Below are 12,230 nucleotides of genomic sequence, written 5' to 3'. Positions count from 1 at the left end.
GTCACCCTACTTATCCTCACAGGGAATGCACGCGTCGTCATGGGCCGCCTCGTGATGAAATTCGGCGGCACGTCCGTCGCCAATATCGACCGCATCCGCAACGTCGCGCGCCACGTCAAGCGCGAGGTCGATGCCGGGCACGATGTCGCCGTGGTGGTTTCGGCCATGGCCGGCAAGACCAACGAACTCGTCGAGTGGTGCCGCGACGCCTCGCCGATGCATGATGCCCGCGAATATGACGCCGTCGTGGCGTCCGGCGAGCAGGTGACGTCGGGGCTGTTGGCGATCGCGCTGCAGGCGATGGGGATCCAGGCCCGCTCCTGGCAGGGCTGGCAGATCCCGATCCGGACCTCCGACGCTCACGCCTCGGCGCGCATTCTCGAGATCGACGGCACCGAGATCGTCAACCGCTTTGCAGACCGCAAGGAGGTAGCGGTCATCGCCGGCTTCCAGGGCATCAACCCGCAGACCAACCGAATCACCACGCTGGGGCGCGGCGGTTCCGACACTTCGGCGGTGGCGATCGCCGCCGCCATCCGCGCCGACCGCTGCGACATCTATACCGACGTCGATGGCGTCTACACCACCGATCCCCGCGTGGTTCCCAAGGCGCGGCGGCTCGACAAGATCGCCTTCGAGGACATGGTGGAACTGGCCTCGCAGGGCGCCAAGGTGCTGCAGGTGCGGTCAGTGGAACTCGGCATGGTCCACAATATTCCGGTATTCGTTCGTTCCAGCTTCGACAAGCCCGAGGATATCGACCCGCACGGCACCCCGCCGGGAACGCTGATCTGCAGCGAGGAGCAAATCATGGAAAGCCACGTCGTCACCGGCATCGCCTTCTCCAAGGACGAAGCCCAGATTTCCGTGCGGCAGATTGACGACAAGCCCGGGGTCGCGGCCGCGATCTTCGGGCCGCTCGCGGATGCCAACATCAATGTCGACATGATCGTGCAGAACGTCTCCGAGGACGGCAAGACCACCGACCTCACCTTCACCGTCCCGGCAGCCGACTACGCCCGCGCCCGCGACACCGTTACCGCCGCGAAGGCCAAGATCGGCTACATCAGGCTGGACAGCGCCACCGACGTGGCGAAGGTTTCGGTGATCGGCAGCGGCATGCGCAGCCATGCCGGCGTCGCAGCGATGGCGTTCAAGGCGTTGTCCGAACGCAACATCAACATTCGCGCCATTACCACCTCCGAGATCAAGTTTTCGGTGCTGATCGACGCCGCCTATACCGAACTTGCGGTACGCACGCTGCACACGCTCTACGGGCTCGACCAGACGTAGAACGATCTTCTAAAATGCCTCGTCGGATCGCCTGAACGGCGGTTTCTCCGCCGGATCATCCGCTTCGCTGGCGCAGCATCGCCGCCAGCCAGACGTTATTGCTTCTGGCAGGCGTTTTGCTTGGCAAAGCAAGCCTCGATTGGCTATACGGCCTGAGAGGCAGGCGGCCGCAAACTGCGCCACCGTTATGCCGAAGCCTGATTCGGCCGGGAATCACGGCCTGCAGGCGGCGCCGACTGAACAAGATTGTTGGCTTTCGTGCGTTTCACGCCAGCGCCGGCCACCCGGCCGGCTGGCTTCCCCAGGGGAGGGTTCTTTGCCTATGCGGAGCGCGTCGGGAGGCCCCCGCGTCTTGTTGAGACGGCTCCGCGAAACCATGGCGGAGAAGGTTTCGGCCCAGGAGCGCCTGGACAAGATCGTGGTGCTGATCGCGGCCAACATGGTGGCCGAGGTCTGCTCCTGCTACGTGCTGCGGGTCGACAATACGCTCGAACTCTACGCCACCGAGGGCCTGAACCGCGAAGCCGTGCACCGAACGGTGCTGCACGCGCATGAAGGCCTCGTGGGCCTCGTCGCCAGCGAGGCGAGCCCGCTCAACCTCTCGGACGCGCAAAGCCACCCGGCGTTTTCGTTCCGCCCGGAAACCGGCGAAGAAATCTACCATTCGTTCCTCGGCGTGCCGGTGCTGCGCGCCGGCAACACGCTGGGCGTGCTGGTGGTGCAGAACCGCGCCAAGCGCACCTATGTCGAGGAGGAGGTCGAGGCGCTGCAGACCACCGCCATGGTGCTGGCGGAAATGATCGCCTCCGGCGAGCTGGCGGCGCTGGCCCAGCCCGGCGCAGAACCTGCGGCCGGGCATTCCCAGCACAAGATCGGCGCGGTCCTCTCCGACGGCATCGCGCTCGGCCATGTCGTGCTGCACGAGCCGCGGGTCGTCATCACCAACTACATCGCCGAGGACCTGCCGACCGAAATCAGGCGGCTGGACACCGCGCTGGCCAAGCTGCGCGCCGATCTCGACCGCATGCTGGAGCGCGGCGATGTCGCCGAGGGCGGCGAGCATCGCGAGGTGCTGGAAGCCTACCGGATGTTCGCCAACGACCATGGCTGGTCGCACAAGCTGCATGAGGCGGTCGCCACCGGCCTCACCGCAGAAGCCGCGGTCGAACGCGTGCAGTCGGATACCCGCGCGCGGATGCTGCGTTCGACCGACCCCTATCTGCGCGACCGCCTGCACGACCTTGAGGATCTCGGCCACCGCCTGATGCGGCAGCTGGTCGGACAGGATCACGCGCCGTCGCGCGAGCAGCTTCCCGAAAACGCCATCCTGATCGCGCGCGCGATGGGACCCGCCGCCCTGCTCGACTATGACCGCAAGCGGCTGCGCGGGCTGGTGCTGGAGGAAGGCACCGCCAACTCCCACGTCTCGATCGTGGCGCGCGCCCTCGGCATTCCCGCGGTCGGCGAGGTGCCGAACGCGGTCGGCATCGCCGATCCCGGCGATGCCATCATCGTCGACGGCACCTCGGGCTCGATCTATGTCCGCCCCTCGGCCGAGATCGAATCGGCCTATGCGGAGCGGGTGCGGGTCCGCGCGCGGCGGCAGGCGCAATATGCAGCATTGCGCGACAAGCCCTGCGTGACCCGCGACGGCCAGCCGATCGAGCTGATGATCAACGCCGGTCTCGTCATCGACCTGCCGCATGTCGACGACACCGGCAGCGCCGGCATCGGGCTATTTCGCACCGAACTGCAGTTCATGGTGGGTCAAAGCCTGCCGCGCAGCTCCGACCAGCTCGCGCTCTATCGCACGGTGCTGGACGCCGCGGGCGCCAAGCCGGTCACGTTCCGGACGCTGGACATCGGCGGCGACAAGGCGTTGCCGTACATGGAAACCGTGATCGAGGAAAATCCGGCGCTCGGTTGGCGCGCGATCCGGCTCGGGCTCGACCGGCCGGGCTTGCTGCGCGGCCAGATCCGCGCGCTGCTGCGAGCCGGCGGCGGCCGCGCGCTGAGAATCATGTTCCCGATGATTTCCGACGTCGCCGAGTTCGACCAGGCCAAGGCCATCGTCGAACGCGAACTGACCTATCTGCGCCAGCACGGCCATGCGCTGCCGGAGCGCATCGCCGTCGGCACCATGATCGAAGTGCCGGCGCTGCTGTATCAGCTCGACGAACTCCTCAAGCGAGTCGATTTCGTCTCGGTCGGGTCGAACGACCTGTTCCAGTTCCTGTTCGCGGTCGATCGCGGCAACGCCAAGGTTTCCGAACGCTTCGACACCCTGTCGGCGCCGATCCTGCGGGCGCTGCGCGATATCGTGCGCAAGGCCGATGCGGCGAAGAAGCCGGCGTCGCTGTGCGGCGAGATGGCCTCCAAGCCGCTCGGCGCGCTGGCGCTGATCGCGCTGGGCTACCGCTCGCTGTCGCTGTCGGCCACCGGCCATGGCCCGGTCAAGGCCATGATTCTCGACCTCGACGCCAGGAAGGCCGAGGCGGTCTTGATGCCGCTGCTCGACGCACCGGCCGGCAGCGTTTCGATCCGGCAGAAGTTGACGGAATTCGCGGAAGCCGAAGGGTTGTCGTTGTAGCTAGGCCGTGCGCCGACAACCGCCTCTCCAGATCCGCCACCCCGAGAACCACGCCATGTTACCCGAAGCCAAACTCGATATCCTGCTTGCCCACCACGCCTCGCTGGAGGCCGAACTGCTGGGCCAGGTGAACTCCGAGAAATACGTCCAGATCACCCGCGAACTGGCCGAACTCAATCCGCTGATCGAGGCCGTGAAGACCTATCGCGCGGCGCGGGCCGAGGTTGCCGACACCGAATCGCTGCTGGCGGATTCCGCTGCCGACCCCGAGATGCGGGCGATGGCCGAAGCCGAACTGGCGGCGCTGCGGGAGCGCGTCGCCGCGCTGACGCAGGAGATACGCGTGGCGCTTTTGCCCAAGGACGCCATGGACGACCGCAACGTGGTGCTGGAAATCCGCGCCGGCACCGGCGGCGACGAGGCCTCGCTGTTCGCCGGCGACCTGTTCCGGATGTATGAGCGGTTCGCGGCCCTGCAGGGCTGGAAGGTCGAGGTGATCTCGGCTTCCGAAGGCACCATGGGCGGCTACAAGGAAATCGTCGCCGAGGTGCAGGGGCGCGGCGCCTTCGCCAAGCTGAAATTCGAATCCGGCGTTCACCGCGTGCAGCGCGTGCCCGACACCGAAACCCAGGGACGAATCCACACATCCGCCGCCACCGTCGCCGTGCTGCCTGAGGTCGAGGAGGTCGATGTCGACATCAAGAACGACGACCTGCGGATCGACACCATGCGCGCGCAGGGCGCCGGCGGCCAGCACGTCAACAAGACCGAGTCGGCAATTCGCATCACCCATATCCCGACCGGCATCGTGGTGATGATGCAGGACAGCCGCTCGCAGCACAAGAACCGCGCTTCCGCGATGAACATCCTGCGATCGCGAATCTACGACGCCGAACGCCAGCGCGTCGACGCCGCGCGCTCCGCGGAACGCAAGGAGAAGGTCGGCTCCGGCGACCGCTCCGAGCGCATCCGTACCTACAATTTCCCGCAGGGCCGCGTCACCGACCACCGCATCAACCTGACGCTCTACAAGCTGCCGCAGGTGATCTCCGGCGAAGCGCTGGGCGAACTGATCGACGCGCTGACGACAGAGCACCAGGCGGCGCAGCTTGCCGCGCAGGGTGCGGCGGCGTGAGCGGACGCCGTATCGATGACCTCGCCGGCCTGACCGTCGAAGCGGCGCGACGCTTGCTTGCCGCGAGATTGCGATCTGGTGCCGCGGATTGCGCCGAGCTTGACGCGCGGCTGCTGACCGGAGCGGCGCTTGGGCTCGACCTGACCGGCATGATCTCGGCGGCCCAACGCCAGCTCACGCCGGACGAAGCCGCGTGCCTCGAGGGTTTCGCGCGTCGCCGTCTTGCCGGCGAACCGGTCGCGCGCATTCTCGGCGAGAAGGAATTCTGGGGATTGCCGTTACGGCTGTCCCCGGCAACACTCGTCCCGCGGCCCGACACCGAGGCCGTGGTCGAACTCGCCCTGGAATTGCGGCGCGCCGATCGGCCGCCGGACCGCCCGCTGCGCATCGCCGACATCGGCACCGGCACCGGCGCGATCCTGCTGGCGCTGCTGTCTGAACGGCGGCAGGCCGTCGGAATCGGCACTGACATCAGCGCGGCGGCGCTGCGGACGGCGAAAACCAACGCCGCCCGGCTCGGGCTGGCCGGTCGCGCCTCGTTTATCGCCTGCGACTATGCCGCGGCGCTGGCAGGTCGCTTCGATCTGATCGTATCGAACCCACCCTATGTCCGTTCGGCGGATATCGCGGGTCTTGCAACCGAGGTCCGGGATCACGACCCGCACCGCGCGCTTGACGGCGGCAGCGACGGCCTGGACGCCTACCGCGTGATCGCCCCGGAGGCAGTCCGCCTGCTGGCGCCCGGCGGCGTATTGGTGGTCGAGGTCGGACAGGGCCAGCGCGCCGATGTTGAAGGATTGATGACAAAAGCAGGGTTAATGCTTCACGACACTGCGAAGCCCGACCTGGCGGGCATCTGGCGGGCCGTGGCGGGGCGGAAATTGCCCTGATAAAGCCCCCATGCAAATGCAAAAAACACTTGGAATATGCCCCGGGAGCGACTACGTTCCGGTCACAACATCGGTCCAGGGTTGCTGGCCCCGTAGACGCTACGGGCGAAGGCCGGAATTCTCAAAGCGAGAGCCCTCCCCGAGTGAAAGGTTCCTGAACGCGGGTCCGTTTGAGCGCGATGGCTGAGAGAGCTACGCTGCTTCCGACCGCAAAGCGAGCGAAAGCCTGACATTACGCTTGAAGACTTACGCAACAAACAAACATGCGAAACCGTCACGCAAGGCGATTAAGCTGATTTTCGCACGTTGAATGATTATGGTCCGGCGCGGTGAGCGACGCCGGTTGGGGAACGCGTCTTTGCTGAACGCGATTACGGCAAAATCGACGACACGAATCCAGACGGCATCGTGATTCGGTGCGCCTCGGCGCGCCCGATCCGGTGAGGCTACGACGGCAACTGCATCACTTCAGGGCTGGAATAAAGGCGACACATGAGAAACGGTCAGAACAACAAGCGAATGCGTAACCGGAATAACAGCAGCAGCAACAGCAGCAACAACAACCGGCGCAGTCAGAACCCGATGACCCGGGTGTTCGAATCCAACGGGCCCGACATCAAGATCCGCGGCACCGCGTCGCACGTGGCGGAAAAATACGTCCAGCTGGCGCGCGACGCGCGGTCCTCGGGCGATCCGGTTGCGGCCGAGAATTACTATCAGCATGCCGAGCATTACTTCCGTCTGATCGCTGCCGCCCAGGAGCAGTTCCGGCAGAATCAGCCGCAGCCGCGCACCGACAACGAGATGCCGGCGGCCGACGAGGGCGACGACGAGGGCGAGAGCTTTTCGCATTTCGGCCAGGAGCCGGGCTTCGTTCCACAGCAGCAGCAGCCCCAGATCCGCGACAACGCCCCGCGTGAACCGCGCGGCGACAACCAGCCCTATCAACGCGACCAGCAAGCTCGCGAACATCACCGCGACCGCGAGCATCGTCCGCAGCCGCAGTATCAGCCGCAACCCCAGCCACAGCCACAGCCGGTCATCGCCGATGCCGGCGGGGTCGACCGCTTGCCGTCCTTCATCACCGGACCGCAGCCGCAGGTGAATGGCGCTCCCGGCGGATATGAAGGTGGCGGTGGCGGCGAGCGCTTCCCGCGCCGCCGACGCCGGCCGCACGGCCCCCGCCCCGACAGCTTGGGCGCGCCTGTGCTACCGAGCGACGATTTCAATCCGGGCAACGAGTAAGCGCCCGTCTCTGCAAGGCCAAGCGTGCCGGCCGACGCCCCGGCACAACTGGCCAGCGAACAACGGCCGGCGCGCGCTCGCGCCCGCCCTGCATTCCCGGTGATTTAGCCCCGCCTCGATGACGGCACCAGCACCGGCTGCAGCGCGGGAATCAGGCGCGTGCGTTCGCGGTGCGCGGGGATGGTGCGATAGACCTGCTTGGTCGCTTCAACGATATGCACGCCGGCAAAAGGCAGCGAAAGCGCGGCGCCCATGCGCTCCCACGCCACCGCCGAGCGCAGGAACCAGCTGTTTCCGACCGGCGGCATGAACAGCGCCTCGCCCCACGAGGCCGGCGTGAACCAGGTACGCCGCAGCAATTGGGTGATCTGCGCGCGCGAATAGGGCCGGCCGTGACCGAACGGCGTGTTGTCGGTGCGCGTCCACACGCCGCGCCTGTTGGGGATCACCGCGATCAGCCGGCCGGAGGGCGCCAGGACGCGCCACACCTCGCGCAACAACTGCTCGGGATCGTCCGACATTTCGAGCGCATGAACCATGAGAATGCGATCGACCGCGGCGTCCGGTAGCGGCATGGAGAATTCGTCGATCAGGCTTGCCAGCGCCGGGCGCGCGGTCGGCCATTTCAAGACGCCCTGCGCGGCCGGCATGAAGGCGATGCAGCGCTCGGAATCCTCGCGAAACAGGCCAAGATAGGGCGTCGGGTAGCCGAGCCCGAGCACGCGCTGGCCTGCCGCGTCAGGCCATCGCGCCCGGATCCCGCGGTTGATCAGTTGCCGCGCCACGCTGCCGAGGCGCCGCGAATAGAAGTCCCTGAGATCGATGACGTCGATGGTCATAAACCCAATCTACCACACGGCGTTCGGCTGCGGCGCGTTGAAAACGGCATTGCCGCAGGAGCGTTAACGCCATATTTCTGGTCGCCCAATGGGGCTGCAAGCATTAGTCACGGAGTTATCATGGCCGCGGAAATTCGTACCTTCACCTGCCTAAGCGACAATTTCGGCTATTTGATCCACGACCCCGCGACCAGGGCCACCGCGTCGATCGACGCGCCGGAAGCGGCCCCTGTCATCAAGGCGCTGGAACGCGAAGGCTGGACGCTGACGGATATCCTGATCACCCATCACCACCACGACCATGTCGGCGGCGTTGCCGAGTTGAAGCAGAAATACAACTGCCGCGTCGTCGCCCCGCACGACAAGTCCACCGCCATCGCCAATGTCGACCTGCGGACCATCAATGGCGACGTCGTCAAGGTCGGCAGCCTGCTGGCGCGGGTGCTGGAAACGCCGGGCCACACCCTCGACCACATCTCCTACGTGTTCGACGGCGACAAGGCGCTGTTCGCCGCCGACACCCTGTTCTCGATCGGCTGCGGCCGGGTGTTCGAGGGCACCTACCCCATGATGTGGGATTCGCTTCTGAAGCTGCGCGCGCTGCCGGACGACTTCAAACTCTACTGCGGCCATGAATACACCGCCTCCAACGTCAAGTTCGCGCTGACGGTCGACGCCGACAATCCGGCGCTGCAGGCGCGCGCCGCCGAAGTGGCGCGGCTGCGCGCGGACAACAAGCCGACGATCCCGGTGCTGCTCGGCGAGGAGAAGAAGGCCAACGTTTTCCTGCGCGCCGACGAGCCGTCGGTCGCCGCCAAGCTGCACATGAAGGGCGCAAGCGCGGCCGACGTGTTCGCCGAGTTGCGCGAACGCAAGAACAAGTCCTGATGGCGCTGCCGCCCGAGGCCGCCGAGAGCAACGGGGACTGGACGCTGGCCGGATGAACGGTTGCACCCGGATTTCAGTTTGCGGCGTTCGAGTTCGCACCGAAGGATCGGAAGCCCTCTTCGTAGGATGGGTGGAGCGTAGCGATACCCATCCTACAATCTTTTTCGCCAAACCATGTCCTTCGCCGCAATCAGGCCGCCACCGGCGATCAGGACCGCGGCGACCGCAATCGTCGCGGCCGGTTGCGCAAAGCCGGCCATGATCAGAAAAGCCGTCGACAGCAGCGGCGTCGCGTAGGACGCGGCGCCGAGAACGCGGATGTCGCCGCGTTTCATGCCGATATCCCAGACGAAGAAAGCGACGCCGACCGGACCGACGCCGAGCGCGATGATCGCCAGCCATTGGCCGATCTTGTCCGGCCAGACTGTGGTCTCGACCAGGCCATGCACGAGGGCGGCGAGCAGCGCGGTCGCAAGGCAGAACCCGGCCACCGCATCGGTCGGCACCGCCTTCAGCTTGCGCGACATCACCGAATAGGCCGCCCACACGAACGCAGCAAGGAAAGCCGCCGCCAGTCCGGGGATCTGGTCCGGGGCAAACCCGCTGCCCCCGCCGCCGGCGAACAGCAACACGGTGCCGACAAGCCCGAGCAGCGCGCCGATGATGTGATGCGGCGCCAGCCGTTCCCCCGGCAGCAGCGACGAGAACAGGACGATCAGCAGCGGCCAGAGATAGTTCAGCAGGCCGGCTTCGGCCGGAGGCGCAAAGCGCAGCGCGAGGAAATACAGCGCGTGATAACCGAACAGCCCGCCGACGCCGACGACCCAGGCGATCCCCGGCTGCCTCAAGGCGCCGAAAGCAGAGGGCCGGAACAGGAAGCTTGCGAACGCCACTGCCGCGCCGATCCCGAACGTCATCGCGGCGAGCTGGAAGGCGGGGATCTTCCCGGTCGCAACCGTCAGGACCGACAGCAGCGACCACATCAGGATCGCGGTCAGTCCGATCAAGGTGGCGGCGCGGGAGGACATGGGTTTCGTCAATGCGAACGAAGTGAAGCAATCCATCTTCTTGCTTGAATAGCGCGGATGGACTGCTTCGTCGCTAGCGCTCCTCGCAATGACGAAGCGTCATCACACCATATATTGCCCGCCATTGATCGACATCGTCGAGCCGGTGATGCCGCCGGCCTCGTCGGCTGCCAGAAACACCACGGCGCGGGCGATTTCCTCGGGCTCGCCGAGGCGGTTGACCGGGATCAGCGGCAGGATGCTCTTCTCCAGCACGTCCTTCGGCACCGCCTGCACCATTTCGGTGTTGATGTAGCCCGGGCAGATCGCATTGACGGTGATGCCGCCCCTGGCGGTTTCCAGCGCCAGCGCCTTGGTAAAGCCGATGTCGCCGGCCTTCGCCGCCGAGTAGTTGACCTGGCCGAACTGGCCCTTCTGGCCGTTGATCGAGGAGATGTTGATGACGCGGCCGAACTTGCGGGCGCGCATGCCCTCGATCACCTGGCGCGTCATGTTGAACAGCGAGCCGAGATTGGTGTTGATGACGGCGTTCCACTGCTCGAGCGTCATCTTGTGGAAGGCGCCATCCTTGGTGATGCCGGCATTGTTGACGAGGATATCGACCGGCCCAAGCTCGGCCTCGACCTGCTTGACGCCGGCGGCGCAGGCGTCGAACGAGCTGACGTCCCACTTATAGACGGGGATGCCGGTCTCGGACTTGAACTTCTCGGCGGCGGCGTCGTTGCCGGCATAGCTCGCCGCTACCTTGTAGCCCGCCGCCTTCAGCGATTTGCTGATCGCCGCGCCGATGCCTCTCGTCCCGCCGGTTACCAATGCCACACGCGCCATATCAAGTTCTCCCTGATGGTGTTTCCCTGTACGCCGGAATTGTCGCGGTCTTGTTGACTAATCTCAATTTGAGTCTGGAGCGTTGCCCGGAACTCTGCCGAGATGAAAATGCCCGGCGCGAGACCGGGCATTCCATCTTCAGCAATTCGAGCCGCGGCTGACAGTTGATCTTTTCATCATTCAACCGGTCGCTTGCCCCATTATCAGTCGCGCGCGATGCACATGGCGATGCCCATGCCGCCGCCGATGCACAGCGTGGCGAGGCCCTTCTTGGCGTCGCGCTTCTGCATCTCGTGCAGCAGCGTCACCAGCACGCGCGCGCCTGATGCGCCGACCGGATGGCCGATCGCGATGGCGCCACCATTGACGTTGACCTTGGCAGTGTCCCAGCCGAGATCCTTGTTGACCGCGCAGGCCTGCGCGGCGAACGCCTCGTTGGCCTCGATCAGGTCGAGGTCGCCGATGCTCCAGCCGGCCTTCTTCAGCGCGGCGCGGGAAGCCGGGATTGGCCCGGTGCCCATGATTTTGGGATCGACGCCAGCCTGGCCCCAGGAGACGATACGGCCGAGCACCTTCTTGCCTTCCTTGGCGGCCTGCCGTGCGGTCATCAGCACCACGGCGGCGGCGCCGTCATTGATGCCTGAGGCGCTGCCGGCGGTCACGGTGCCGTCCTTCTCGAAGGCCGGCTTCAACTTGGCCATCGCGTCGATGGTGGCGCCGTGGCGCGGATATTCGTCGTCGCTGACAATGATGTCGCCCTTGCGGGACTTGATGGTGACGGGCGCGATCTCGTCCTTGAACTTGCCGGCCTTCTGGGCGGCCTCGGCCTTGTTCTGCGAGCCGACCGCGAACTCGTCCTGCTGCGCACGGGTGATCTGGTACTGCCGCGCGACGTTCTCGGCGGTATTGCCCATGTGGTAGCCGTTGAAGGCGTCCCACAGCCCGTCCTTGATCATGGTGTCGACCAGTTCCAGGCCGCCCATCTTGACGCCGCCGCGCAGATATTGGGCATGCGGCGCCATGCTCATGGATTCCTGGCCGCCGGCGACGACGATCTCGGAATCGCCGTTGAGCAGCGCCTGATAGCCGAGCGCCACCGTGCGCAGGCCTGAACCGCAGAGCTGGTTGACGCCCCACGCCGGGCTTTCCACGGGAATGCCGGCGGCGATCGAGGCCTGGCGTGCCGGGTTCTGGCCCTGCGCCGCGGTCAGGATCTGGCCCATGATGACTTCGGAAACACGGCCCGGCTCGATGCCCGCCCGCTCCAGCGCAGCCCTGATGGCGATGGCGCCGAGATCGTGGGCCGGGGTGGTGGCGAACGCGCCGTTGAAGCTGCCGACCGGGGTGCGGGCGGCGCTGACGATGACGACATCGTCTGACATGGACATCTCCTAGGGTTGCGGTTCTTCGACGGCGGGCGGCCGGATGGCGTGCCTGTCTCTCCCCTTATCCTGTTAACCTCATTGACCCATGTCAATCGGCCAGGAGCCGAAA

10 protein-coding genes are annotated in these 12,230 nt (G+C 65.9%); 6 read left to right on the top strand and 4 right to left on the bottom strand.

Annotation, left to right across the window (positions count from 1 at the left end):
- The first annotated feature begins 39 nt into the window (after window positions 1-39).
- The 5 genes from Q0D31_RS08005 to Q0D31_RS07985 all read left to right on the top strand — a co-directional run bounded on the left by Q0D31_RS08005 (window position 40) and on the right by Q0D31_RS07985 (window position 7,153).
- Window positions 40-1,293: an aspartate kinase gene (locus Q0D31_RS08005; RefSeq protein ID WP_291848025.1), complete on the top strand. Its 1,254-nt coding sequence runs from the start codon at window positions 40-42 to the stop codon at window positions 1,291-1,293.
- A 322-nt stretch (window positions 1,294-1,615) separates the two neighbouring features.
- A complete protein-coding gene (gene ptsP / locus Q0D31_RS08000) occupies window positions 1,616-3,883 on the top strand; it encodes a phosphoenolpyruvate--protein phosphotransferase (protein WP_291848176.1) in 2,268 nt (755 codons plus the stop codon).
- 55 nt (window positions 3,884-3,938) lie between these two features.
- A complete protein-coding gene (gene prfA, locus Q0D31_RS07995; RefSeq protein WP_291848022.1) occupies window positions 3,939-5,018 on the top strand; it encodes a peptide chain release factor 1 in 1,080 nt (359 codons plus the stop codon).
- Window positions 5,015-5,908, top strand: coding sequence for a peptide chain release factor N(5)-glutamine methyltransferase (gene prmC, locus Q0D31_RS07990; protein ID WP_291848020.1), 894 nt, complete (start codon window positions 5,015-5,017; stop codon window positions 5,906-5,908). Before prfA ends, prmC begins: the two co-directional genes overlap by 4 nt.
- A 492-nt stretch (window positions 5,909-6,400) precedes the next feature.
- Window positions 6,401-7,153: a DUF4167 domain-containing protein gene (locus Q0D31_RS07985; RefSeq protein WP_291848018.1), complete on the top strand. Its 753-nt coding sequence runs from the start codon at window positions 6,401-6,403 to the stop codon at window positions 7,151-7,153.
- 104 nt (window positions 7,154-7,257) lie between these two features.
- Here Q0D31_RS07985 and Q0D31_RS07980 read toward each other — a convergent pair whose 3' ends face one another.
- Window positions 7,258-7,992, bottom strand: coding sequence for a methyltransferase domain-containing protein (locus tag Q0D31_RS07980; protein ID WP_291848016.1), 735 nt, complete (start codon window positions 7,990-7,992; stop codon window positions 7,258-7,260).
- 120 nt (window positions 7,993-8,112) lie between these two features.
- Between Q0D31_RS07980 and gloB the strand changes: the two genes are divergently transcribed.
- Window positions 8,113-8,880 carry a hydroxyacylglutathione hydrolase gene (gene gloB, locus Q0D31_RS07975; protein WP_291848014.1) on the top strand — a complete coding sequence of 256 codons (768 nt, stop codon included), beginning with the start codon at window positions 8,113-8,115 and terminating at the stop codon, window positions 8,878-8,880.
- 152 nt (window positions 8,881-9,032) lie between these two features.
- Here the strand turns inward: gloB and Q0D31_RS07965 are convergent, their stop codons facing one another.
- The 3 genes from Q0D31_RS07965 to Q0D31_RS07955 form a co-directional block, all read right to left on the bottom strand.
- Complete coding sequence (locus Q0D31_RS07965; RefSeq protein WP_291848012.1) at window positions 9,033-9,908, bottom strand: DMT family transporter; 876 nt, start codon at window positions 9,906-9,908, stop codon at window positions 9,033-9,035.
- 102 nt (window positions 9,909-10,010) lie between these two features.
- A complete protein-coding gene (gene phbB, locus Q0D31_RS07960) occupies window positions 10,011-10,736 on the bottom strand; it encodes an acetoacetyl-CoA reductase (protein WP_291848010.1) in 726 nt (241 codons plus the stop codon).
- 203 nt (window positions 10,737-10,939) lie between these two features.
- Entirely contained in the window at window positions 10,940-12,118 is a 1,179-nt protein-coding gene (locus tag Q0D31_RS07955; RefSeq protein WP_291848008.1) for an acetyl-CoA C-acetyltransferase, read from the bottom strand.
- Window positions 12,119-12,230: the final 112 nt, after the last annotated feature.

Source organism: Bradyrhizobium sp., from assembly GCF_022844465.1.
Lineage (GTDB): Bacteria > Pseudomonadota > Alphaproteobacteria > Rhizobiales > Xanthobacteraceae > Bradyrhizobium.
Note: the sequence above shows the minus strand (reverse complement) of the source record. Positions and strands in the feature narration are given on the sequence as shown.